Genomic DNA, 25,762 nt, shown 5'->3' with positions numbered 1-25,762 from the left:
AATGACTATTCATTGCGCAAAACTTTTGCAGGCTTTATTAGACCGTGCTTTTCGGGATGATTCATATATATTGCCAACGCTCTGCCATTTTCATCTGAAACGAGAATAGGGCCGGCAATCGTTAAGAACTCCTGTGGCGTCTCAAGAACAGCGCCATTTTTCACTTTCATTGCTAATGTATCATTTATTTCATATTTCGGCAAATCAGAAAGCCCCGTCTCAAGAGGAAAGAGAGCCTCTTCGATGGTACCATTTTCGACTTTTTCTTCAACCTCTGCAAGTGTTAGGCAATCAGATAATGTAAAGCTTGCTGACTGGATTCTTGATAGATCTGACATATGCGCAGGAAGACCAAGCTTTTCACCAATCATCACAGCAAGTGTTCTAATATAAGTTCCCTTTCCACACGACACACGGAAGCGAAAGGAGATTGTCTCTCCAGTGAAAATCTCCCGATCATCCAATAGCTCAATACTATAAATATTCACGTTTCTCGAAGGACGTTCTACTTCAATTCCTTTACGTGCATATTCATATAAACGTTTGCCATTCACTTTTACAGCCGAATACATTGGCGGCGTCTGCGTAATCGTTCCTGTCAATTCATCTAATACAGCCAAAATTTGCTTGCGAGTAAAATCCTCAGTGATTATCTTCGTTTCAACCATTTCACCTGAACGATCTTCAGTTGTTGTTGAAAACCCTAATGTCACTTCACCCTCATACGCTTTTCCTGCATCTGTTATGTATTCTGCCACTTTTGTTGCCCTGCCTAAGCAAATCGGCAAAACACCAGTTACATCCGGGTCGAGTGTTCCTGTATGACCTATCCGCTTCATTTTTAGAATTTTTCTCAGTTTAAATACACAGTCATGTGATGTCATACCTTTTGGCTTCCATAAGGGAATGATGCCTTCCATTGTAATTCCTCCTAGTAAAAGGATAATTATTCATAAAAAATGGATAGACAAAAGTGTCTATCCATTTTTAACTCATGTTATTCCTTATCATCTGAACGTTGTTCATCTTGAATTTGATGAAGCAGCGATTCGATGCGATTTCCGTAGTCAATTGACTCATCGAATTCAAAAAGAATTTCTGGTGTTTTGCGGAGACGAATTCTTTGCCCAATTTCTGAACGAATAAACCCTTTTGCCTTCGCTAAACCTCGCAATGTGTTTTCTCTTTGTTCCTCATCGCCAAGTACAGAAATATAAACAGTTGCTTGTTGAAGATCACCTGTAACCTGAACATCCGTTACCGTTACAAATCCAATGCGCGGATCTTTAATCTTTCGGCCGATGATTTCGCCAAGCTCTTTTTTCATCTGTTCCCCAACTCTGTTTGATCTAAGGCTCATCGTGTTTTCACCTCTTATCCTGCAGCATATCAAGTTACTCGTTGTGATCATGCTGTCTATCTATAGCATTTAACACTCTGCAGAAAAAATTCATTGTTGTGCAGGTGTAATTTTAGAGCCATTCTATATCCGTAATCGTCCGTTCAATTTCAGGAAAGGAATCAATGTATCTCAGGGCGTTATCAAGCTCTAGTTCAGTATATTTCTTTGCAGAGGATACTGCTACAATCGCTATTTTTGTCCGCTGCCATACATCCTGATAATCTACCTCTGATACGGATATATTATATTTCTGCTTTAATCTTGCAATAATCCTTTGCAGAACGGCTCTTTTCTCTTTGAGGGAATGTGCATCATAAATAATACATTCACAGGCTGCTAAGCCAATGATCATTTACGCTCAATTTCTTCCATTACAAATGCTTCAATGACATCCCCGTCTTTAACATCATTAAAGTTTTTAATCGTAATACCGCATTCGTAGCCTTGAGCTACTTCCTTCGCATCATCCTTGAAACGTCTCAAAGCGTCAATTTCACCTTCGAAAATAACTACGCCATCACGGATTAGGCGAATGCCGGAATCACGAGTGATTTTTCCATCAGTTACATATGAACCAGCAATTGTTCCAACTTTAGACACTTTAAATGTTTGGCGAACTTCTGCCTGACCAATGATCTTCTCTTCAAATTCAGGATCAAGGAGACCTTTCATTGCCAATTCGATTTCTTCGATTACTTTATAGATAATGCGGTGTAAACGAATATCTACATTTTCAGCATCAGCAGCACGTTTTGCATTATTGTCAGGACGTACGTTAAATCCGATTACAATCGCATTAAATGCTGCCGCAAGTGTAATATCTGATTCATTGATCGCACCAGCACCTGTATGAAGAATACGTACGTTAACACCTTCAACATCAATTTTCTGCAGTGCAGCCACTAGTGCTTCAGCAGAACCTTGAACATCAGCTTTCACAACGATGTTTAAGTCTTTCATTTCCCCTTGTTTCATATGTTCAAACAGGTTATCAAGACTTACACGTGTTTTCTCGTTGCGCTGCGCCTGCAATGCTTGAGTTGCACGTGATTCCCCGACACTTCGGGCTGTTTTTTCATCATCAAAAACAACAAAGCGATCGCCGGCTTGAGGAACATCATTTAGACCTGTAATTTCAACTGGTGTTGATGGACCAGCTGTTTTTACACGGCGGCCAAGATCATTCACCATTGCACGAACACGGCCAAATGTATTTCCAACAACGATTGGATCGCCAACCTTTAGTGTTCCATTTTGAACAAGCAATGTTGCAACAGAACCGCGGCCCTTGTCTAACTGTGCTTCAATAACTGTTCCAACTGCATTGCGGTCAGGGTTTGCTTTGTATTCCTCAACCTCACTGACAAGTAAGATCATTTCAAGCAGGGAATCAATACCTTCACCCTTGATAGCTGAAATCGGTACAAAGATCGTATCTCCACCCCAAGCTTCAGCAACAAGCCCATGCTCAGTCAATTCTTGCATAACACGATCAGGGTTTGCTGCTTCTTTGTCCATTTTGTTGACAGCAACAATAATAGGAACTTCTGCAGCTTTCGCATGGTTAATAGCTTCAACTGTTTGCGGCATAACACCATCATCAGCTGCTACTACTAGGATTGTGATGTCTGTAATTTTTGCACCGCGTGCTCTCATTGTTGTAAACGCAGCATGCCCTGGTGTGTCAAGGAAAGTAATTTTTTTGCCGTTTTCTTCGACTTGGTAAGCACCGATATGCTGAGTAATCCCGCCTGCTTCACCAGCAGTTACCTTTGTGTTTCGGATGGAATCAAGTAATGTTGTTTTACCATGGTCAACGTGTCCCATGATTGTTACAACTGATGGACGCTCAATTAGTTCTGCAGCTTCATCGTCTCCGAAATACACTTCAAGATCTGTTGTATCAATTTTAATTTCTTCTTCTACTTCAACACCGAATTCACCAGCAATCAATTCGATCGAATCTTTATCAAGATCCTGGTTAATCGTTGCCATTACTCCAAGCATGAATAATTTTTTAATGATTTCAGAAGGTTCCCGGTGAAGTTTTTTTGCAAGTTCTCCTACTGTTAAGGAATCTGTGTAAGTGATTTTCGTTGGGAGTTCTTTTACTTTTTTAGGAGCAGGAGCGACTGGGGTCTGCTGCTGTTTGCCTTTATTTTGGTTCTTATTTTTATTGTTTTTACCATTGTTTTTATTGTTGTTATTATTGTTTTTGTTAAACGGTTTGTTTTGCCCACCCGTTTTTGGTCCGCGGTTTTGTTGATCATGATTCGGTTTTGCCGCTGGTTTGCCGCCTTTTTCGCCACTATTTGAAGGCTGTTGTTTAGTCGGCTGGCTAGGTTTAGCCTGCTTTTCTTGCTTATTATTAAAAATACCGTCTAGTTTTTTTACTGCATCGTCTTCAATTGTTGTCATATGGTTTGAGACCTCGATGTTCATATCTTTTAATTTTGTAATTACATCTTTACTGGAAAGATTATGTTGTTTTGCATATTCATAAACACGCATTTTACTCATGTTTTCACCCCCGCTAGAATTAATCGAGCAACGTTAACAGTTTTTTCGCAAATCCAGCATCAAGCACAGCAACGACAACTCTTGCTTCCCTGCCAATTGCATGCCCAAGTATCTCCCTGCTTTCCACCATTCGCACAGGAACATGATAGGTCTTGCATTTGTCTGTTACCTTTTTTGCTGTGTTGCTAGAGGCATCTGCCGAAAGCAATACAAGCTTTGCTTTGCCACTGCGGATTTCCTTAATGGCAAGCTCTTCACCTGATGTGATTTTACGTGCCCGATTGGCCAAGCCAAGCAATGACATCCACTGATTTTCTCTCATCAGGATTGCCTATTTTCTTTCTCGATGATGCTTAATAACTCATCATAGAGCGCTTCATCAATAGTTACTTCTAAGTGATTTGCTAAAGAGTTCTTCTTTTTAGCAAGTATTACAGCTTCTTTTTCTTTTGAAAGGTAGGCGCCACGACCGGATTTTTTTCCAGTCAGATCAATGGAAACCTCACCCTCCTTGGAGCGAACAATGCGAACGAGCTCTTTTTTCGGTCTCATTTCACCCGTTGCAACACATTTTCGCATAGGAACTTTTCTGCGAGTATTCAAAGGTCATTCACCTCTATTAATCTTGATCTTCTTCAAAGCTGAAGTTGTCATCATCTTCGAAGTCATCATGATCATAGCTTAGTAAAGTATCTTCACGCGGAAAGATTCCCGCTTCTCTGGCATCCGTTTCAGACTTGATATCAATTTTCCAGCCTGTCAGCTTTGCAGCTAACCTTGCATTTTGTCCGCGTTTTCCGATCGCAAGGGATAACTGATAATCAGGAACAACAACAGTTGTTGCTTTTTCTTCCTCGTTCACAATAACATCCAGCACTTTAGAAGGGCTTAATGCGTTAGCAACAAATACAACTGGATCTGCAGACCATTTTACGATATCAATTTTCTCGCCTTTTAACTCGTTAACAACAGCCTGTACACGAGTACCTTTTGGCCCTACGCATGAACCAACTGGATCTACTTCAGGGTTATCAGAATGAACTGAGATTTTTGAACGGTCTCCCGCTTCACGTGCAACAGACTTTAATTCGACTGTGCCATCATAAATTTCCGGTACTTCGATTTCGAATAAACGCTTTAGAAGACCAGGATGTGTTCTTGATACGAAGATTTGCGGTCCTTTTGTCGTTTTCTCAACCTTTGTCAGAAAGACTTTAATTCTGTCATGCGCTTTGTAATGTTCATTCGGCATTTGCTCGTTTGCCGGGAGGATTGCTTCAATTTTCCCTAAGCTTACATAGATAAATTTAGGGTCTTGTCGCTGGACAATACCTGTCATGATATCTTCTTCACGATCGATGTATTCAGAGTAAATAATGCCACGCTCTGCTTCACGGACACGCTGTGTCACCACTTGTTTCGCTGTTTGTGCAGCGATTCGGCCAAAGTCTTTTGGTGTTACTTCCATTTCGACAATATCTTCAACCTGGTAGTTTGGATTAATTTTTTGTGCATCTTCAACAGAGATCTCAAGTCTATGGTCAAATACTTCATCTACCACTTCTTTTCGGGCAAATACACGCATAGTGCCAACACCCAAATTCAAGTCGATCCGAACATTTTGTGCCTGATTAAAATTTCTGCGGTATGCTGACACAAGTGCCGCTTCAATTGCTTCAATAATCACATCGCGAGAAATACCTTTCTCTCTTTCCAGCAATGTTAGAGCATCTAGTAATTCACTGCTCATGAGATTTTTATCCCCCTTTAATATAATGACAGTCTAACTTTCTAAATGGTTCATAAGTTGGTGTCTTATGAAAAAACGACGGCTAAACGTGCACTTGCTACCTTATTAAAAGGAATTTGTACCGTTTTCTTTCTCGTCTTAATTTTTACTTCTACTTCTATCACATTTCCATCATAATGAGTTAAAACGCCTTCAAAAACTTTTTCTCCGTCAATCGGCTCATATGTCTTTATGTACACATTTTTGCCGATCGCTCTTTCAAAATCTTTGTCTTTCTTAAGAGGGCGCTCAGCTCCAGGTGAAGAAACTTCAAGAAAATAGTTGTATGGAATCGGATCTGTTTCGTCCAGCTTTTCGCTTAGTCGCTCACTGACCATTCCGCACTCTTCGATATCAACACCTGTTTCTTTATCAATGAAAACACGGAGAAACCAATCTTTTCCCTCTTTCACATACTCAATATCAACTAATTCTAATTGAAGTTCATCCAAAATAGGATTAACTAGCTGCTCAACCTGCTGGGCAACTTTGCTCACTCACTACCCCTCCTTTAACACATACATCTCAAATCGGGTCATATTTCCCAATCGAAAATAAATATATACTACCTAAAAAATAGCGTACACAACACGAAAGAGTGGGTTTCCCCACTCTCCTTTGCGAAGTTATCCGTAGTATTTCCAATAAAACTATACCATAACCAGAAAATTAATGCAAATGACTGGAAAAGCGGAGGGGGCTTGCCCAGGGGCGACAAGCATAAGACGAGATGGCATAAAGGTCGTTCTTTGACCTTTAGGACAGATTGGCTTATGACCTCGAGCCCCTAGCCCCCGGAGCTGGATCTCGGAAAAGCGCAGGCGGGTCGCTCAGGGGCGACAAGCATAAGACGAGACAGGCGAAAGGTCGTTCTTTGACCTTTTGACTGGATTGGCTTATGACCTCGAGCCCCTACCCGCCGGAGCTGGATCTCGGAAAAGCGGAGGGGGCTTGCCCAGGGGCGACAAGCATAAGACGAGCTGGCATAAAGGTCGTTCTTTGACCTTTAGGACAGATTGGCTTATGACCTCGAGGGGCTACCCGCCGGAGCTGGATCTCGGAAAAGCGCAGGCGGGTCGCTCAGGGGCGACAAGCAAAAGTAAATTGTGCATCTAACTGAAGAGTACTTATTGTTTTATTCTCGCCATAAACAAATAAGCAATAACAGAAAGCAATCGGATTTTATTTTCCTCTTCAAGCTGATCTGATAGCTCCACAATATCGTTTTGTGAGTCTCTAAATATTTTCGTATACTCGTGCGGAAATAAACCATTATAGAATCTGGCCCACTGCTGGCCCTCTTCATCATACCATTTAAAATCCCCAGAAAATCCTGAGGCCTCTATAACTAGCACATTCTCATTCTTTTCGTTTATAATCTTTCCTTTTATATTGAATACCGCCTTCAATTCTTCCTGTATATATGTACCTAGCTTTTTATTATTTGGATCATATACGGACAGCATAACCTGCTTCAGCCACCCTCTTTTATTGAATGTAAATAAGGTCTTGCCATCTGAAGATTCGAATCCATAGCTTTGCGGGAACATTAAAGCCGCTTCCTCGCTGAGCATATATAACGGATACAGCCACCAAGGTGTATTAGTCGGCTTCAGCATGCCAATAAACTCCCCGTTCTTTTCGAAAAGAAGTAATCTCGGAATGATGCCAGCGTCCTTTTTTATCACCACATGATTTAATTCAGTTATCCTTCGCTGAGAATTAGGAATGTTAACTTCTTTAACTTTATTATAATGAGAACGGCTGATCATTATAATAGAAACAACGAATCCGAGCGGCAGAAGGAAAAAGGACAACTCCAGCCATTCACGCTGCGTTTCTGGTGTCTGGAAAATGAGCCAGCCGATCAAAACTATTAATAGAAGAAACAAAATAACATATCCCAGCTTTTCCCGGCGTTTATATAGATCTGAAATCAAAACAATACCCTCCCTTTCCACACTTTCTTGCTTCTTTTATCAATAATACGGTCATGATCCTTAGTAAGTTTCATTTTCTACAAACTGAGATTATTACGAATAACCTATCACCATTTAAATTACAAAAAGGACCGCCATATGAGCGGTCCTTTCTTCGCAATATTTATAACCTTAAAACAAACTCAGCTGATTCTGATCAGGCAAAGCTTCCAGGCAGCCATGATTATCTAGATATTCAATGATTGTTTTAGAAACTTTACCACGCTGCTGCAAATCTTCCTTAGAAAGGAATTCCCCATGTTCACGGGCATTCACAATATTAAAGGCAGCGTTCGTTCCAAGCCCAGGGATAGAGTTAAACGGTGGAATAAGAGCATTTCCGTCGATTAAAAACTCGTTTGCACTGGAATTGTATAAATCTACTTTTTTAAAATGAAAACCTCTTTCGTTCATCTCGAGTGCCAGTTCCAGAACGGTCAGCAGGTTTTTCTCTTTTGTAGATGCATCTAAGCCTTTAGCATTAATTTCATCAATTTTTGCGCGTATGGCCTGTGAACCTTTAACCATTGCATCGATATCAAAATCTTCTGCACGCACAGAAAAATATGCTGCATAATATAAAAGCGGATGATGCACTTTGAAATAAGCAATCCTTACTGCCATTAAAACATAGGCAGCAGCATGCGCCTTCGGGAACATGTATTTGATCTTCTTACAAGAATCTATATACCATTCAGGCACAGTGTTTTTGCGCATTTCTTCTTCCATATCATCACTGAGCCCTTTTCCTTTACGGACGGATTCCATGATTTTAAAAGCGAAAGCAGGCTCAAGGCCTTGATAGATCAAGTAAACCATTATATCATCACGGCAGCCGATTACTTCGCTCAGAGTAGAGATGTCATTGTGAATAAGCTCTTGCGCATTGCCGAGCCATACATCAGTACCATGGGAAAGTCCGGATATCTGTACGAGTTCAGAGAAGGTAGTCGGTTTCGTATCCTCAAGCATTTGACGAACGAATCTTGTACCAAACTCAGGTATTCCCAGTGTTCCGGTTTTACACATAATCTGCTCTTCTGTAACACCAAGTGATTCTGTGCCGCTGAATATTTTCATAACCTCAGGATCATCTGTAGGAATCGTCTTTGGATCGATTCCGCTTAAATCTTGAAGCATACGGATAACAGTTGGATCATCGTGTCCTAATATATCAAGCTTAAGCAAGTTGTCATGTATGGAATGGAAGTCGAAGTGTGTTGTTTTCCATTCAGAGTTGCGGTCATCAGCGGGAAACTGAATTGGCGTAAAATCATAAATATCCATATAATCCGGTACAACGATTATTCCGCCAGGGTGCTGTCCGGATGTCCGTTTTACACCAGTACAGCCAGAAGCCAGCCTATCGATCTCCGCGCCCCTTAATGTAAGGTTATTATCAGATTGATAAGCCTTTACGTATCCAAATGCCGTCTTATCTGCAACGGTACCAATTGTACCTGCACGGTAAACATATTCATCACCGAAAAGCACCTTTGTATAGTTATGTGCTTTAGGCTGATATTCGCCGGAAAAATTCAAATCAATATCGGGTACCTTATCCCCTTTAAAGCCAAGGAAGGTTTCAAATGGAATATCATGGCCATCTTTTCTAAAGACGCCGCCGCAATTTGGGCAATCTTTATCAGGCAGGTCAAATCCTGACCCCACCGATCCATCATCAAAGAACTCTGATGTTTTGCAGTTCGGGCAAACATAATGAGGCGGCAGCGGATTCACCTCTGTAATTTCGGTCATGGTCGCAACGAAAGAAGAACCGACAGATCCCCTCGAACCAACAAGGTACCCGTCATTCAGCGATTTTTTAACAAGCTTATGTGAAATCAGATAAATAACAGCAAATCCATGTCCAATGATACTTTTCAGTTCCTTTTCAAGCCTTGCCTCGACAATCTCCGGTAGCTCATCACCATAAATGCTTTTCGCCATATCATAACTCATGGTTCGCATTTCCTCATCGGCGCCTTCAATTTTTGGTGTATACAAATCGTCTTTAATCGGTTTAATCACATCAATCATATCAGCAATGGCATTTGAGTTCTCAACAACAATCTTTTTCGCCTTTTCTTCACCAAGGAATGAAAATGAATCGAGCATTTCGTTTGTCGTTCTGAAATGAACATCCGGCAGGTTGTGGCGATTTAACGGATTGGCACCGCCCTGTGAATTGACTAGTATTTTGCGGTAAATTTTATCATTTGGATTTAAGTAGTGCACATTACCAGTCGCTGCTACAGGGATATCCAATTTCTCACCAAGATCAACTACCTTGCCGATGATTTCCTTTAATGCTTTTTCATCGCGTACAAGTTCAAGCTCAATCAGGTGTGAATATACCTCTTTTGGATGAACCTCTATATAATCATAAAATTGTGCAGTATCTTCCACTTCATCTGGGGATTTCTGCATCATTCCTTCAAATACTTCCCCTTTATCACAACCTGAACCTACTAATAGTCCTTCTCTGTACTTCTGCAGAAGGGACCGCGGCAATCTAGGCACACGATAAAAATAATCTATATGAGAAATGGACACCAGCTTAAACAAGTTCTTTAAGCCTGTTTCATTTTGTGCGAGCAGTGTGCAATGGTATGGGCGGGCTCTCTGAAAAGCATTTCCTTTCCCCATATTATCATTGAACTGGTCATGATATTCGATGCCTTGATTTGCAGCATCTTTTAACATTCTTAACAGCAGGTATCCTGTCGCCTCAGCATCGTAAATAGCACGGTGATGCTGTGTTAACTCAACATCGAATTTTTTCGCTAATGTATTTAAACGATGATTTTTCATATCTGGATAAAGAAATCTTGCCAGTTCAAGTGTATCAATAACAGGATTAGGGGATTTCCCCAGACCTATTTTTTTATAGCCGACATTAAGGAAGCCCATATCAAAGGACGCATTGTGAGCAACCAGCACTGCATCCTCAGTCCAGTCATAAAACTTTTTCAAAACATCTTCCACTTCTGGCGCATTTTCAACCAAGTCATCGGTAATACCTGTTAAATTAATGGTTGTTGCTGATAATTTATGGTGAGGATTTGCGAATGATTCAAAGCGGTCAATAATCTCTCCACCGCGAATCTTCACAGCTGCCAGCTCGATAATGGTATCGTAAACAGCAGAAAGACCGGTTGTTTCTACGTCAAACACCACAAACGTATCTTCCGCAATCAGCCGATGTGCATCATTATAGGCAATTGGCACGCCATCATCTACTAGATTAACCTCGACGCCATACAATATTTTAATATCATTTTTTTTCCCAGCACCAAAGGCTTCCGGGAATGATTGCACAACCGCATGATCAGTAATTGCAATTGCTTTATGCCCCCATTTTTTCGCTTGTGCAACAAGTGTGCTTACTGAGGTTACGGCGTCCATCTGGCTCATTGGCGAATGCAGATGGAGTTCAACACGTTTTTCGTTTTCGGGTACAGTATCTTGTCGCTGTACTGGCTTGATTTCATTAATATCATTCCCAATCATAACCAGGTCACGAACAAAGGTATCATTTTGAATGCTGCCCCGAACCTTTAGCCACATTCCTTTTTGCACCAGCTGGAATAACGCTGCGTCTTCTTTATCACGAGAAAACATTTTAACCATAATTGAACTTGTATAATCCGTTATTTTGAAGGTTAAAAGTGTTCGTCCGCTCCGCAATTCCTTCGTTTCGGCCGCAAAGACATACCCTTCTACTGCTACTCTTCTTTCTTCATCTATAATATCAATCAGCTTGCGGTAATCAGCATCATCTTTGATGGTTAAGCCAATCGAAAGCGGACCTGTAAGTACAGGAGTATCAGAGTTTTCTGCTTCCTGCTCTTTCTTCTGCATTTCCAGAGCTGCCTGCAAGCCTCTTTCCTGATCTTCTTTTTGCTTTGCTTCTAGGAATTTTTCGTATTCATCATTTGATGCAGACTCTTGCACAGCAGTATCGACTGTTAGCAAAGGAAAGCCAAAGGATTGGAAAATATTTGAAAGCAAAGCGGCATATTTGCTTTTAATCGACATTCCTTCCATTTCATTACGTACAGAAATGGTTACTTTGCTGCCTTGAACGGCGGGAGTTTGCTCATTCAGCAGTTTCAGAAGAGGCGGAGATATTCCTTCCAGCTCTTGAACACAGTTGTTCCAGTAATCAAGAATCAATTGTTCTGTGTATTGCTGATTGACTGCTTTGATCGAAAAGGACGTATGAGCGATATAAGAAAAGTGCTTCGCAAGCTGTGCTGATAATCTGCTATAAATAGTACATGGCAGAATGTTTTCAAATACGAATTGAAAATGCCATTTGCGTGCCTTTTTCTCAAGAATAACCTTTTCGAGTTCAGCATTTTGAAAATATGGCAAAAGAGCATCTTCTGTTAACTCAAGTTGCTGTATTAACAGCAGAAACTGCTCTTTTTTAGATTTTTGCTCTCCCAACAGTTCACACTCCCCTCTAAATAGATTGTCTCTGTTAGCTTCGGACATTTTTCGACGGTCTTCATTATATCACATGTCCTATATTCTGAATGTATTTTTTATACTGGTAAAATGATTTCATTGACTGAGAATATTAAAAACAGGTTCCCTGAAATGGGAACCTATTTATGACTAATCTTTGGTTATATTCTTACTTTTTCAGTTCTTTTGCAATTTCTTCAATTTTTTCCAGAAGTTCTGATTGGTGCACTTCGTACATATCTCCTGTGCTTCTCACTTTGATTTCTACGATGCCTTCAGAAGCTTTTTTGCCTACTGTAATACGAATTGGCAAACCAATTAAGTCTGAGTCTGCAAATTTAACGCCAGCACGCTCGGCACGGTCATCGAAAAGAACATCATAGCGTGCTGCTTTCAGCTGTGCGTAAAGGTCTTCTGCCAATGATACTTGATCAGCATCTTTCGTATTTACGGCAATTAAGTGTAAATTATATGGTGCTACTTCCATCGGCCAAACGAATCCTTTTTCATCATTATACTGTTCAGCAACAGCAGCGATTAAGCGTGAAACACCAATGCCATAGCAGCCCATAATCATTGGCTGGTTTCTTCCGTTTTCATCTAAATACATCGCATCCATTGCTTCACTATAACGAGTTCCCAGCTTAAAGACATGTCCAACTTCAATTCCTTTTGCAAATTGAATGATGCCTTTTCCGTCTGGGGAAGGATCTCCCTCTTGGATAAAACGGATGTCTTCATAGGAAGATACTTCAAAGTCCCTGCCCGGATTCACATTTTTGAAGTGATAATCTTCTTCGTTTGCACCACAAACCGCATTTACAAGCACTTCAACAGCCTGATCTGCTATGATCTCTACATCTTTAAGCCCAATAGGACCTACAGAACCAACAGGAGCATTAAATACTTTCGCAGATTCTTCAGCTGTTGCTAATTCAACATCACTGACATTAAGTACATTTTTCAGCTTAATATCATTTACTTCATGGTCACCTCGCACAAGGACTGCCACAAATTTTTCATCTGCTTTGAACAGAAGCGTTTTAATGCATTTTTCAGATGAAACAGATAAGAAGGAAGATACTTCTTCAATGGTTTTTTGATTTTCCGTTTTCACCTTTTCCAGCGGCTGTTCTGCTTCTTCACTTTTTTTATAAACAGCAGCAACTGGTGCCATCTCGATATTTGCAGCAAAATCAGATTCGTTCGAGTAAGCAATCGTATCTTCTCCGATTTCAGATAACACCATAAATTCATGTGTATCCTTACCGCCCATTGCACCTGAATCTGCAATAACCGCTCTAAAATTCAGTTGCAGGCGCGTGAAAATGCGATTATATGCTTCAAAAAGCTGGTCGTACATTTCATCCAGGCTTTCTTTAGATGAATGGAACGAGTATGCATCCTTCATAATAAACTCACGGCCGCGCAGAACCCCAAATCGAGGGCGTTTTTCATCACGGAATTTCGTTTGAATCTGATAAAGAGCAAGCGGCAATCTCTTATATGATTTCACTTCATCTCTTACCAAGCTTGTAATTACTTCTTCATGTGTTGCTCCTAATGCAAAATCACGTTCATGGCGATCCTTCATCCGCATTAATTCTGGTCCATATGTATACCAGCGTCCTGATTCCTGCCAAAGCTCTGCCTGCTGCATGGCCGGCATCAATAATTCAACCGCACCTGCATTGTCCATCTCTTCACGGACAATTTGTTCAATCTTTTGCAGCATTTTCCGTGCCAGTGGCAAATAGCTGTATATGCCGCTTGCATTCTGGCGGATATAACCTGCTCTTAAAAGAAGCTGATGGCTCTTAATTTCTGCATCTCCTGGAATTTCTCTTAGTGTTGGAATTAACGTCATACTCTGTTTCATCTAATAGCACCTCTTTTATTATCATAAAGAAGGGTTAAATTCCTTCCTCAAAGCTTAACTGAACGCTTAAAAAGGCGAGGAATCTAACCCAACTCAGTCTTAATTTTATATTGCCTGAAGGCCTTATGCCCCCGTTTTATAAAAAGAATCTCTGAATATCATTCCATGTAACAACGATCATCAGCAGCATCAGAAGGGCAAAGCCTACAAAATGAACCATTCCTTCTTTTGTGCGGTCCAAAGGTTTTCCTCTGACTGCTTCAATTGCAAAGAATAATAATCTTCCTCCATCTAATGCAGGGATTGGCAAGAGATTCATAATACCCAAGTTAATACTTAGAATACCTGCCCATTTCATTAGGTTATAAATCCCTGTTTGAGCAACCGTATCAACTGATACATAAATGCCAACCGGTCCTGATAAATCATCGATTGAGAATTGGCCTGTCAGGATTGTACCAAGGATAACAAAAATTTGCTTTGTCCAATTATATGTTTCCTGTGCACCATAGACAATAGATTTTAACGGTGACTTTTCCATAGGCTGATAAACGCCTATAACACCGCGCGATCCTGCCTCATCCTCTTGAAGAGCAGGTGTAACAGGAACGGTTAGCTCTTCGCCATTACGATCAATGTGAAAGTCAATTTCTTCATTAGGGCTTTCGCGAATAATTTCAACGATATCTTCCCATGTTGATACTTCTGCGCCATCTACACTATGGACGACGTCTCCTTGCTGCAGGCCAGCTTCATATGCTGCACCATCAGCCGTTAATTTACCTAAAACAGGGTCACTCGTTGGCATTCCCTGCAATAAGGCAATAATGACAAACACAACAAAAGCAAGGATAAAGTTCATCATCGGTCCTGCAAATATCGCCATTGTACGCTGCGGCAAGGTCTTTGAAGCAAATTGGCGATCATAAGGAGCAATTAACGTTTCAACCGAATCTTCGATAATGACTGCTTTTCGATTAATAGAGAAGGTTTGCAGTAATTCTTCGTCCTCACCTTCAACATAGCCTTTAATAAACAGTTTATGTTCTAAATCAGCTTCTTCAACCTCGATAATACGAGCATCCGGATGCTTATCTTTTTTATTAAGAACAATTTTTTGTACTTCATTTTTGTCATTAAAAAGAAGTCCTACTCGATAACCTGGTTTAATTTCAACCATTTCTGGATCTTCGCCAGCCATCCGGACAAAGCCGCCGATTGGCAATAGGCGAATGGTATATACCGTATCATTTTTTTTATGAGTGAACACTTTAGGTCCAAATCCAATTGCGAATTCACGGCAAAGGATGCCTGCTCTTTTGGCAAAAATCAAATGGCCTAATTCATGGAAAAAAACCAATGCACCAAAAATAACGATAAAGGCAATAACTGTACTCAAAATTTAACCACCTTTTCTATCACGCTCACTAATGACTTCCGGAGACGTATTTTAAATAAGAGAAGACACATATTTTCTCGCTTCGGCATCAGCTGATTTTATCTCAGTAAGGCCTGGATTAGCAATATGCTGATGTGCATGTAATGCCCGCTCAATATACTCCTCAATTTGAAGAAATGAAATTTTCCCTTCTAAAAAGGCGGCCACAGCTGCTTCATTCGCAGCATTTAAAACTGTTGGCATACTGCCCCCCGCTTTACCAGCATCATATGCAAGCTGTAAACAGCGGAAGCGATTGAAATCCATAGCTGTAAAATGCAGCTTTCCGATTTCAGCTAAATTCAAGCGATTGGCTGAAGGCAATGGCAATCGATCCGGATATGTCAGCGCATATTGAATCGGCACCCTCATGTCGGGCGTGCCAAGCTGGGCAATCACACTGCTGTCATGAAATTCAATCATTGAATGGATGATGCTTTCTTTATGAAGTAGAACATCAATATTTTCATATGGCATCGAAAACAGCCAATGAGCCTCTATTACTTCAAGTCCTTTATTCATCATAGAAGCAGAGTCTATCGTGATCTTTGCACCCATTGACCAGTTTGGGTGGTTCAAGGCTTGTTCGACTGTTACATTCTGAAGTTCTTCCCTAGTCTTATCGCGAAAGCTGCCTCCAGAGGCGGTTAAAATTAGTTTCTCGATATTCTTTTCTTTCTCACCTTGTAAAGCCTGAAAAATGGCAGAATGCTCACTGTCCACTGGAAGCAGGGAAACCCCATTCTTTTTAGCGGCTTCCATGACAAGGTGCCCCGCTGTAACGAGCGTTTCCTTATTTGCTATCGCAATCGTCTTTTTCTCTTCGATTGCTTGGAGAGTGGGTTCTAAACCAACACTCCCAAGAACTGCATTAACTAATACATCTGCTTTATGATAAACGGCAACTTCCGTTAACCCTTGTTGTCCATATGTAAAAGATATGCCTGGAAATTCGCTTTTAAGAACTTCCATATCATTTTTTTCTGATAATGAGACTAGTTCTGGCTGAAATTCTACTATGATTTTCCTAGCCAAATCTAAATTCTTACCGACAGAAAATGCCGATAATCTAAATTCATCTGGATGTTCTTTTAAAACATCTAACGTTTGAGTACCGATCGAACCAGTAGCTCCCATTAAACTTATATGTTTCAACTCTACCTCTCCTATCAAAACCAAACTGGCATTTAAATAAAATGCAGTAAATGTATTAATGGCCAAACAAACAGCAAGCTGTCAAAGCGGTCTAGAACCCCGCCGTGTCCTGGCATAATTTTCCCAGAATCCTTCACCTTATAATGACGCTTAAAAGCAGACTCTGCTAAATCTCCAACTTGTCCAAAAATTGATAATACTACAGTCATCACGATTAACTGAACTGGCGATAGATTCATATCTGTAAAGATCATGAACAAAATAGCTACGATAATCGCACAAGCAACTCCGCCGAGTGAACCTTCAATTGTTTTGTTTGGGCTAATTTCCGGCCACAGTTTTCTCTTCCCGATCGCTTTTCCAATCAGATAAGCTCCTGAATCTGTTGCCCACATTAAAAACAAGGAATAAAAAATAAAAATTAGACCGTTACCAGCAAATCTCGTTTCAATAAAGAAATGAAAACCTACTCCTATGTATAAAACCGATAAAATAACAAACCCCGCATCATCAAAATGAAATTTGTTCTTCGATACAACAGTATAGGAAAGAAACAAGAATAGAAACAAGATGATTATATCAAATCGGGAACTGTTCAAATCGGTTAAGATATATTGATAATCAGCCGGCAATAAAATAGTCCATAATAATAAAGTTGATAGAACTCCAGGTATAGACCAGATATGTAGATTGCGCATTCTTAACAGTTCATGAAGACCAACTGTCGCGATTATATACGTAAAAACGGTAAGAGGAAGTCCTCCAAAGATGACGATAGGCAATAAAATTGCGACAAAAACCACTGCAGAAATACTTCTTTGCTTCATTATTTATTCAACATCCTTTATTATACTCCTCCAAATCGTCTTTGACGATTTTGGAATGCTTCGATTGCATCGGCAAGATGTTCTTCTGTAAAATCTGGCCATAATACATCTGTAAACCAAAATTCTGAATAGGCAAGCTGCCACAGCATAAAATTGCTCAAGCGAATTTCCCCGCTTGTTCTAATTAACAAATCAGGATCACTTAGCTCACACGTCATTAAATATTTAGAAAACAGCTCATCATCCAGCTGATTTTCATCTATTATACCACTTTTAATATCTTTTAAGACATTTTGAACCGCATTGATGATTTCAGCTCGGCTTCCATAATTCATCGCAAAATTCAAAATGAGACCGTCATTATCTTTTGTTTCATTCATAGCCTTTTCAATTGCATTAAGAGTATGCTTAGGCAATAACTGTTTGTCGCCGATCATACGCACTTGTACGTTTTCTTCTATCAATTCCGGTAAGAAGGTGCCCAAAAATTCTTCCGGCAATTTCATTAAGTATTCTACTTCTAATTTAGGACGTTTCCAATTCTCAGTTGAAAAAGCATAGAGAGTTAACGTATCGATCCCAAGCAGATTTGCAAAACGGGTTATCTTCCGGACTACCTTCATTCCTTCATGATGGCCAGCCACTCTTGGCAGTGCTCTCTTTTTAGCCCATCTTCCATTTCCATCCATAATGATGGCGACATGCGAAGGCACTGCACCTTCCTGTATTTTATCTGCCCGTTCTCTTAAACTGGAAGAGCTGATATTATTCTTCCAAAACTTCATCTTATCGAACATATATATACTCCTTTAAAATAGGTTACTTGCCTTCAGTGAACTCTGTGCCATGGTCATGCTTCCCAAAAGGAATTGATGATTACTGAACTTCTGAAAGGAATAATCCTATTTATTATAGGCTAAATTCATTCTCAAATAAAATAATATATAAAAAGGCTAAGATCATAATTATTATGTATAAACTGCTTAACATTTCAAAGCTCATCTAATCATACCAAAAATTTTCCGTTTTATCTTTAAAAATTACGCTTAAATGGAGTTTTCTATTCATCATTGTTAAAAAAATACATGAAATGCTTTTAAATTAGAGTACAGAGCTGATTCCACATGAATTGGTTGATCTGGCTGGACAAATGCTTTCCCCCATAGTGTAAAAAAACCCCCTAAAAATAGAGGGTTTTAACACTATTTGAGAAGTGATTAAACTTCCATAATCTCTTTTTCTTTATCTTTTGTAATATTGTCAATTTTGCTGATGTAATCATCAGTTAATTTTTGAATATCATCTGAGTAACCGCGAAGATCATCCTCTGTAATCTCACCGTTCTTTTCATTCTTTTTCAGCTCATCGTTACTGTCACGACGAATGTTTCGAACTGCAATTTTAGCTTCTTCAGCTTCTTTCTTAACTACTTTCACTAATTCCTTACGACGCTCTTCTGTTAGCTGTGGAATAGCTAAACGAATAATGCTGCCATCGTTTGAAGGTGTTAAGCCAAGGTCAGATTTTAAAATAGCCTTTTCAATTTCTCCAAGTACAGATTTATCATATGGCTGAATAACAAGAAGACGAGCTTCTGGAACTGATACGCCAGCCAGCTGATTAATTGGAGTTGGAGCTCCGTAATAATCCACAGTAACGCGGTCAAGCAAGGTAGCATTCGCTTTTCCTGCACGAATTCCCGCCAATTCACGTGTATAAGCCCCAATTGCTTTTGTCATACGCTCTTTAGCATTATCAATGGTTTGCTTTGTCATTATGATTTCCCCCTTACAATTGTACCAATTGGTTCACCCATTACAGCACGATTAATATTGCCTTCTTCCATGATTGAGAACACAATTAGTGGTATATTATTGTCCATACATAGAGAGGACGCTGTTGAATCCATAACAGCCAGACCTTCTTTAAGAACATCAAGATATGATAGTTCATCATATTTCTTTGCATTTTTATCAACGCGCGGATCTGCTGAATAAACTCCATCAACGTTATTTTTGGCCATAAGAATTACCTCTGCTTCTATCTCAGCAGCTCTGAGTGCAGCCGTAGTGTCAGTGGAGAAATAAGGATTGCCGGTGCCTGCAGCAAAGATCACAACGCGTTTCTTTTCAAGATGACGAATCGCTCTTCTGCGAATATAAGGCTCTGCAACTTGTCTCATTTCAATGGATGTTTGTACTCGCGTCTCTATTCCCAGCTGTTCTAGGCTATCTTGAAGAGCAAGTGAATTCATGATCGTCGCCAGCATTCCCATATAGTCTGCATTGGCTCTGTCCATGCCCATCTCTTCACCAATCTTGCCCCGCCAAATATTGCCGCCGCCTACAACAACTGCGACCTCAACTCCAAGCTCAGCCAAATCCTTGACCTGGACTGCAACCGATTTAATAACGGATGGATTTATTCCGAAGCCTTGCTCACCAGCTAAAGCTTCACCACTTAGTTTCAAAACAACACGTTTATATTTAGGCGCGCTCATAAAAACCTCCACATTCTTTTTCCGCTAAAATTTATGCTTTATTAGAAAAAAGTCTTGAAAAACAGGGAACACAAAGTGTTCCCTGAGTTTTTCAAGATTTGCATATAAGCAAATTATTTTTTCACTTGGCTCATAACTTCTTCTGCGAAGTTATCTTCACGTTTTTCGATTCCTTCTCCAACTTCGAAGCGAACGAATTCACGAATTTTACCGCCTTTAGATTCAACAAACTTGCCTACTTTTTGATCTGGGTTTTTAACAAACGCTTGATCGTTTACACAAACATCTTCGAAATACTTGCTTAAACGGCCTTCAACCATTTTAGCTACGATGTTTTCTGGCTTGCCTTCATTTAATGCTTGTTGAGTAAGAACTTGACGCTCACGCTCTACTTCTTCAGCAGATACTTCATCACGAGATACATACTTAGGGTTTAATGCAGCAATGTGCATAGAAACGTCTTTCGCAGCATCTTCATCAGTAGTACCTTCAAGAACTGTTAACACACCAATGCGTCCGCCCATATGAAGGTAAGCACCAAATGCATCATTGTCTGTTTTTGTTAATACAGAGAAACGGCGAAGAGATAACTTTTCACCAATCTTAGCGATTGCAGAGTTGATGTGTGATTCAACTGTTGAACCGTTTGCCATAGTTTGAGTTACTGCCTCTTCAGCTGTAGCAGGTTTGCTTGCAAGAAGGTGGTCAGCAAGTTCTTGTACTAAAGTTTGGAAACCTTCGTTTTTAGCAACAAAATCAGTTTCAGAGTTTACTTCAAGAAGAACTGCTTCGTTTCCTTCAACTTTAATAGCTGTTAAACCTTCAGCAGCGATACGGTCTCCCTTCTTAGCAGCTTTCGCGATTCCTTTTTCACGAAGGAAGTCGACAGCTTTTTCCATATCACCATCAGTTTCTTGAAGAGCCTTTTTACAATCCATCATACCTGCGCCAGTTTTTTCACGCAGTTCTTTTACCATTTGAGCAGTAATTGCCATTATGAAATCCTCCTTAAAAGTTGAAGTATGTAATTTTATCATTTCCATTTATTCTTGCTGTGAAACGAAATTAGTAAGATTCGCAAGAAAAGATGGCTGAATCTCTTTAAAAAAAGGTGATAAAAGGGTGCTCCCTGTTATCACCTTTTTAAATGTAATCCAGTGGATTATCCACTTTTCATACCGATAACGGCAGCGCCTCACGGAAAAGGTCGTTTTGGTCAAAAAACGAATCTTTTGTCCAGCAGACCTTTTTCCATGTCTGGGCGAATGCCGTTTACAGTGTTTGATTAAGCAGTTGTAATTTCTTCGCCTTGTTTAGCTTCAAGAATAGCATCTGCCATTTTGCCTGTTAATAGTTTAACAGCGCGGATTGCGTCATCGTTTGCAGGAATAACAACATCGATTTCATCCGGATCACAGTTTGTATCAACGATACCAACGATTGGGATGTTTAATTTATGTGCTTCAGCAACAGCGATGCGCTCTTTACGAGGATCGATGATGAATAATGCATCAGGAATAGCCTTCATGTCTTTGATTCCGCCTAAGAATTTTTCTAAGCGCTCATGCTCTTTATTAAGCTGAACAACTTCTTTCTTAGGAAGCACTTCGAAAGTTCCATCTTCAGACATTCTTTCGATATCTTTCAAACGTGCAATACGTTTTTGGATTGTTTCAAAGTTTGTTAAAGTACCACCAAGCCAGCGCTGGTTCACATAGTACATACCAGAACGGATTGCTTCTTCCTTAACAGAATCTTGAGCTTGTTTCTTTGTACCTACGAAAAGGATTGTTCCGCCGTTTCCAGCAAGCTCCTTAACGAAGTTGTAAGCTTCTTCAACCTTCTTAACAGTCTTTTGAAGGTCGATGATGTAGATGCCGTTACGCTCAGTGAAAATGTATCTTTTCATCTTAGGGTTCCAGCGGCGAGTTTGGTGACCAAAGTGTACACCAGCCTCAAGTAATTGCTTCATTGAAATTACTGACATTTGTGTTTCCTCCTAATGGTTTTGATTTCCTCCGCTCATATCATCTTCAGCCGCCAACTGTTTGACAGCACCATTCGGCTGAATCAATGAACGTGTGTATTAACACCATTTGTTAATATAGCATAATCATGTTACATATTCAAGTTATTCTTATTGTTTTTCGTGAAATTTCAACAATAATTGGATCTCTGTTTTTCCTTTATTAAGTTTTTTAGCAATCTCATCGTTTGTAAGTCCTAGATTCTTTAAGACCAGGGCCTGGCTTAACAGAGTTGGCTGCGGGGTTTGTGTGGTATCAATGATCTCTTCGGCTTCTGAATGAATGTCCTTTTCAGCATCCGGTTGAACATTCTGATTTGCCGTTTCGTCTTTTATAGTTAATTTGCCATTCTCGCTTGCTGGTTCGTCTTTTATAGCTGCTTTGCTATTATCACTTGCTGCTTTATTTTGCTGATAAACCTTCGCAGCCTGATACATGGATGCTTTTCCAATTCTAGCTTGAAAGGCTGGAGGATCCTCTAAATCTTTAAGAGGCTCTGCTCTTTTATTCTCTGTTTTTTCAGCAGATGTTTTGGCAGGAGCTTTATTTGGCGTATGCAAATCAGAGAGCTTTTGTAAAAACTCATCATTTTCTTCCTTCATTTGCGTTAAATAGGTGGAGATGATTTCTTCCATTTCCTCTGTGGCTTTTGCTTGATTTTTCTCGCTTTCAATCAGCCGCGTTTGTCTCATATACAAATTAATGATTGCCACAAAGGCTAATATATTTAAGAAAAGACTTATAACTAATAGCATTACTGTCATCTTTTATACCCTCTATCCGCTATAATCAATTAGTTTCCCTTTATAAGGATGAGATTCTTTAACTGTTTGATCTTTTTTCTGGTGCTTGCGTTCAGATTGTGCCTGCTGCTGTTGACCTTTTTGATCTTTGTCCGTTAGAGATACACTGTCCGCATCTGAATTTGCTATTACTGAAGTCCTTTTTCGTTCTTCTTCCTTTAAAGCTGCTTGAGAGGCTATATCCTGCATAACCTGGCCTCTTTGCTGAAGCTGTTCCTGCAGTTTGCCGGCATCTTGGGTTCTAGGAAGTGCAACCTGCATTTCAATTGCTTTTAGACTCATGGACTCACTTCCTTTGTTTTTGTAATTGTCATTTACAAAAAGGATCAGGTTAACCAATAAGTACTTTTTTCGTTCGTTATGTAGATAAATAAAAAAGTGGATTTCAAGCAAATGATGCTATTAAAAGCGCTTTTGTTTGAAATCCACTTTTAAAAATGGGCTGTACTCTTTAGGTCAGGACGTATATTTATATAACTTTATCCAAGCTTTTTCTCAACTTAAAAATAGCCTTAGAATGGATTTGTGATATACGGGAGGTCGATAAATTCATTACTTCGCCAATTTCAGTCAATGTTAGTTCTTCTTTATAAAACAGACTCAGCACAAGCTGTTCTTTATCATTCAAGTTCGTAATTAATTGAGTCATTTCGTTTAGGGCTTCATCTTTTAATACCTTTTGCTCAGGTATTAATGCTTTTTCATCTTTAATCATATGAGAAAAGCCTTCATGATCATCATCACTTGGCTGTTCATCAATAGATAAAAGATTCGAAAAGAATTGTTCATTGATGGATGAATAAACATCTTCAACAGGCATATTTAGCTCTTTAGCCACTTCTTCAATACTTGCATTGCGCATCAGCTGCTGCTCTAACCTTTCGGAGGCGGCCTCTATTTTCTTCGCCTTTTCTCTTGTACTCCGAGGAAGCCAGTCTTCTTTTCTTAATCCATCAATAATGGCTCCTCTAATTCGGAAAGAAGCATAAGTGTCAAATTTCAAATCCCTTGCAGGATCAAATTTCTGCAGGGCATCATAAAGACCCATTAACCCAAGGCTTTTAATATCATCTCTTGATACACTTTTGGGCAGGGTAACAGATATGCGCTGAACGTGATAACTGACAAGCGGCATATACTTCTTTACAAGATAGTCACCAGCTTCTGGATCACGGACATTTACCCAATTCTGCCAAGACATTTGCTCCTCAGTCGTTTGATGCAAAACAAACCCTCCTCGGGACACTTCCAGTTCTTATTGATCATGATTATTATACTAAGCGGCTAATCCGCCATAGATAGAAATACTAAATATCTTTTGTTCCCTGATTAACAGTACGTATATTTAAAAGTGAAGATTCAGGATTGAATTCAATTGTCCTGCCGCTGCTTCCTCCTGTATCTTCAGAAATAATTCTAATATTTAATCGTATTAACTCTTTCTTAACCGCCTCGACATTGCGAGGACCAATGCGCATTAAATCACTGCCGCCAGAAAACTTGAACATTTGGGCTCCGCCAGCTAATTTAGCGCGAAGATTTGTTTTGCATGCTCCCATTTTTAATAAAAGAGCTAAAAGTTCAATAATAGCTGTGTCTGCATACTTGGCTTTATTAATCTTCTGTTCTCTTGCTAAGGAAGATTCCGGCAGCATAAGATGTGCTAAACCTGCTATTTTTTTAATTTCATCATAGACAATGACACCAACACATGAGCCAAGTCCTGATGTTCGAATGATTTGTGGCGCTTTAACGGTATTCATATCAGCTATTCCAACTTTAATAACTTCGAGCGTACTAGTCATGATCTGATACTCCTAATGCTTGAAAAATGATTGAAAAGGAATCTGGATCAGGCAGCAGGAAAAAATGCCCTCTTACCTCCTGTTTTTCCATTTTCTTCTCTTCATTAAAGGCCGTATCAATGACGATCGCATAATCACTCACTTGAGAAAGCTCAACAAGTCCGAAGCTGACAATAGCACCCACCATGTCAATGCTTAAGGCAGGTACAGATGGGTAAAGAGAAAGTTTCGTAAAATCAGATAGGCTTGATAAATAAGAACCGGAAAGAATATTTCCGAGTTCCTGCAATGCTGAAAGTGCTAATTCATTTGTTTGCCATTCCTGCATATCAAAATGCTGGTCATCCAGCATATCCTGAATAAAAGCAGTAGCCTGTTCAATCGGAAGCAAGAAGAACATGCTTCCGGGTGCCTCTCCCTCAATCCGAAGAAATACGCCAGCAACAATATTTTCAGGACCGCCAGCCATATCCATCATTTCATCAAATGTTACAATCTTGACATCTGGCACAGTCATGTCGATTTTTTTATCCAAAAGGGTAGACAGAGCAGTCGCTGCGTGTCCTGCCCCAATATTGCCAATCTCTTTCAAAATGTCCAAATGGACAGATGAAATAGTATTCATGTAATTCATCATTCTTCTATGCTTCCGCTCAATCCAGGTATATCGTCTACATTCAAAACTTTTTCCAGATCGATTAGAATAAGAAGCCTTTTTTCAATCTTCGTAACTCCTAATACATAATCAGCTTCCACATTACCGACAACCTCTGGTGAAGGTTCAATAGAGTCCTCAGAAATATCAATAACGTCATTAGCAGAATCAACAATTAATCCTACTTCCATATCATTAACAGCCACAATAATGACACGTGTATGATCATTATAGCCTTCTTCCTCTAAATCGAATCGGCTTCTAAGATTAATAATCGGTGTTACAATTCCACGAAGATTTATAACCCCTTTTACATAATTGGCCGTACCTGGAACTCTTGTAATATGTTCTACTTTTTCAATTGAAAGCACCTGACTAACTGGAATTGCATATTCCTTTTCTTTTAGCTGAAAAACGATCAATTTTAAATCAGCTGTCATCTCTTCAACCATGCATGTCCACTCCTCTTATTAACCCCTTAACATCAGCTTATATTCATGATGGGAA

At 39.8% G+C, this 25,762-nt stretch carries 25 protein-coding genes; all 25 read right to left on the bottom strand.

Going from position 1 to position 25,762, the window contains the following annotated elements:
• Window positions 1-5 precede the first annotated feature (5 nt).
• The 25 genes from truB to F7732_RS02385 all read right to left on the bottom strand — a co-directional run bounded on the left by truB (window position 6) and on the right by F7732_RS02385 (window position 25,707).
• Window positions 6-920: a tRNA pseudouridine(55) synthase TruB gene (gene truB, locus F7732_RS02505; RefSeq protein ID WP_151572101.1), complete on the bottom strand. Its 915-nt coding sequence runs from the start codon at window positions 918-920 to the stop codon at window positions 6-8.
• A gap of 77 nt (window positions 921-997) precedes the next feature.
• Window positions 998-1,360, bottom strand: a complete 363-nt coding sequence (rbfA, locus tag F7732_RS02500; RefSeq protein ID WP_066446496.1) for a 30S ribosome-binding factor RbfA — start codon at window positions 1,358-1,360, stop codon at window positions 998-1,000.
• 112 nt (window positions 1,361-1,472) lie between these two features.
• Entirely contained in the window at window positions 1,473-1,754 is a 282-nt protein-coding gene (locus F7732_RS02495; RefSeq protein ID WP_151572100.1) for a DUF503 domain-containing protein, read from the bottom strand.
• On the bottom strand, window positions 1,751-3,922 hold the full coding sequence (gene infB, locus F7732_RS02490; RefSeq protein WP_151572099.1) for a translation initiation factor IF-2: 2,172 nt from the start codon (window positions 3,920-3,922) through the stop codon (window positions 1,751-1,753). The genes F7732_RS02495 and infB overlap by 4 nt, the downstream gene beginning before the upstream one ends.
• Window positions 3,923-3,941: 19 nt before the next feature.
• Entirely contained in the window at window positions 3,942-4,244 is a 303-nt protein-coding gene (locus F7732_RS02485) for a YlxQ family RNA-binding protein (RefSeq protein WP_151572098.1), read from the bottom strand.
• Entirely contained in the window at window positions 4,244-4,525 is a 282-nt protein-coding gene (rnpM, locus tag F7732_RS02480; protein ID WP_151572097.1) for an RNase P modulator RnpM, read from the bottom strand. Before rnpM ends, F7732_RS02485 begins: the two co-directional genes overlap by 1 nt.
• 16 nt (window positions 4,526-4,541) lie before the next feature.
• Window positions 4,542-5,672 (bottom strand): transcription termination factor NusA, encoded by a 1,131-nt coding sequence (gene nusA / locus F7732_RS02475; RefSeq protein ID WP_066446513.1) that lies wholly within the window; start codon window positions 5,670-5,672, stop codon window positions 4,542-4,544.
• A 65-nt stretch (window positions 5,673-5,737) separates the two neighbouring features.
• Window positions 5,738-6,208, bottom strand: a complete 471-nt coding sequence (gene rimP / locus F7732_RS02470) for a ribosome maturation factor RimP (protein ID WP_151572096.1) — start codon at window positions 6,206-6,208, stop codon at window positions 5,738-5,740.
• Between the two features lie 630 nt (window positions 6,209-6,838).
• Window positions 6,839-7,651 carry a hypothetical protein gene (locus tag F7732_RS02465; RefSeq protein WP_151572095.1) on the bottom strand — a complete coding sequence of 271 codons (813 nt, stop codon included), beginning with the start codon at window positions 7,649-7,651 and terminating at the stop codon, window positions 6,839-6,841.
• 171 nt (window positions 7,652-7,822) lie between these two features.
• Window positions 7,823-12,193 (bottom strand): PolC-type DNA polymerase III, encoded by a 4,371-nt coding sequence (locus F7732_RS02460; RefSeq protein WP_151572094.1) that lies wholly within the window; start codon window positions 12,191-12,193, stop codon window positions 7,823-7,825.
• Between the two features lie 142 nt (window positions 12,194-12,335).
• A complete protein-coding gene (locus F7732_RS02455; RefSeq protein ID WP_151572093.1) occupies window positions 12,336-14,045 on the bottom strand; it encodes a proline--tRNA ligase in 1,710 nt (569 codons plus the stop codon).
• Window positions 14,046-14,181: 136 nt separating this feature from the next.
• Entirely contained in the window at window positions 14,182-15,444 is a 1,263-nt protein-coding gene (rseP, locus tag F7732_RS02450) for an RIP metalloprotease RseP (protein WP_151572092.1), read from the bottom strand.
• 51 nt (window positions 15,445-15,495) lie between these two features.
• The gene (gene dxr, locus F7732_RS02445) at window positions 15,496-16,638 is read right to left on the bottom strand and encodes a 1-deoxy-D-xylulose-5-phosphate reductoisomerase (RefSeq protein WP_151572091.1); all 1,143 of its coding nucleotides are present in this window, start codon (window positions 16,636-16,638) and stop codon (window positions 15,496-15,498) included.
• A 32-nt stretch (window positions 16,639-16,670) separates the two neighbouring features.
• A complete protein-coding gene (locus F7732_RS02440) occupies window positions 16,671-17,465 on the bottom strand; it encodes a phosphatidate cytidylyltransferase (protein ID WP_151572090.1) in 795 nt (264 codons plus the stop codon).
• Window positions 17,466-17,485: 20 nt separating this feature from the next.
• Window positions 17,486-18,262 (bottom strand): isoprenyl transferase, encoded by a 777-nt coding sequence (locus F7732_RS02435; RefSeq protein WP_151572089.1) that lies wholly within the window; start codon window positions 18,260-18,262, stop codon window positions 17,486-17,488.
• 420 nt (window positions 18,263-18,682) lie between these two features.
• Entirely contained in the window at window positions 18,683-19,240 is a 558-nt protein-coding gene (gene frr / locus F7732_RS02430) for a ribosome recycling factor (RefSeq protein WP_151572088.1), read from the bottom strand.
• Window positions 19,240-19,965, bottom strand: a complete 726-nt coding sequence (gene pyrH, locus F7732_RS02425) for a UMP kinase (RefSeq protein ID WP_151572087.1) — start codon at window positions 19,963-19,965, stop codon at window positions 19,240-19,242. The genes frr and pyrH overlap by 1 nt, the downstream gene beginning before the upstream one ends.
• 113 nt (window positions 19,966-20,078) lie before the next feature.
• Complete coding sequence (gene tsf / locus F7732_RS02420; protein ID WP_151572086.1) at window positions 20,079-20,960, bottom strand: translation elongation factor Ts; 882 nt, start codon at window positions 20,958-20,960, stop codon at window positions 20,079-20,081.
• 290 nt (window positions 20,961-21,250) lie between these two features.
• The gene (gene rpsB / locus F7732_RS02415) at window positions 21,251-21,952 is read right to left on the bottom strand and encodes a 30S ribosomal protein S2 (RefSeq protein WP_151572085.1); all 702 of its coding nucleotides are present in this window, start codon (window positions 21,950-21,952) and stop codon (window positions 21,251-21,253) included.
• Between the two features lie 150 nt (window positions 21,953-22,102).
• The gene (locus F7732_RS02410) at window positions 22,103-22,756 is read right to left on the bottom strand and encodes a hypothetical protein (RefSeq protein ID WP_151572084.1); all 654 of its coding nucleotides are present in this window, start codon (window positions 22,754-22,756) and stop codon (window positions 22,103-22,105) included.
• 12 nt (window positions 22,757-22,768) lie between these two features.
• Window positions 22,769-23,077 (bottom strand): hypothetical protein, encoded by a 309-nt coding sequence (locus F7732_RS02405; RefSeq protein WP_151572083.1) that lies wholly within the window; start codon window positions 23,075-23,077, stop codon window positions 22,769-22,771.
• Window positions 23,078-23,264: 187 nt separating this feature from the next.
• A complete protein-coding gene (locus F7732_RS02400; RefSeq protein ID WP_151572082.1) occupies window positions 23,265-24,020 on the bottom strand; it encodes a FliA/WhiG family RNA polymerase sigma factor in 756 nt (251 codons plus the stop codon).
• 82 nt (window positions 24,021-24,102) lie between these two features.
• The gene (locus F7732_RS02395; RefSeq protein ID WP_151572081.1) at window positions 24,103-24,600 is read right to left on the bottom strand and encodes a chemotaxis protein CheD; all 498 of its coding nucleotides are present in this window, start codon (window positions 24,598-24,600) and stop codon (window positions 24,103-24,105) included.
• Window positions 24,593-25,234: a chemotaxis protein CheC gene (locus F7732_RS02390; protein WP_151572595.1), complete on the bottom strand. Its 642-nt coding sequence runs from the start codon at window positions 25,232-25,234 to the stop codon at window positions 24,593-24,595. The genes F7732_RS02395 and F7732_RS02390 overlap by 8 nt, the downstream gene beginning before the upstream one ends.
• Window positions 25,234-25,707, bottom strand: a complete 474-nt coding sequence (locus F7732_RS02385; protein WP_151572080.1) for a chemotaxis protein CheW — start codon at window positions 25,705-25,707, stop codon at window positions 25,234-25,236. The genes F7732_RS02390 and F7732_RS02385 overlap by 1 nt, the downstream gene beginning before the upstream one ends.
• Window positions 25,708-25,762 lie beyond the last annotated feature (55 nt).

Source organism: Bacillus mesophilum, from assembly GCF_008923265.1.
GTDB lineage: Bacteria > Bacillota > Bacilli > Bacillales > Cytobacillaceae > Cytobacillus > Cytobacillus mesophilum.
Note: the sequence above shows the minus strand (reverse complement) of the source record. Positions and strands in the feature narration are given on the sequence as shown.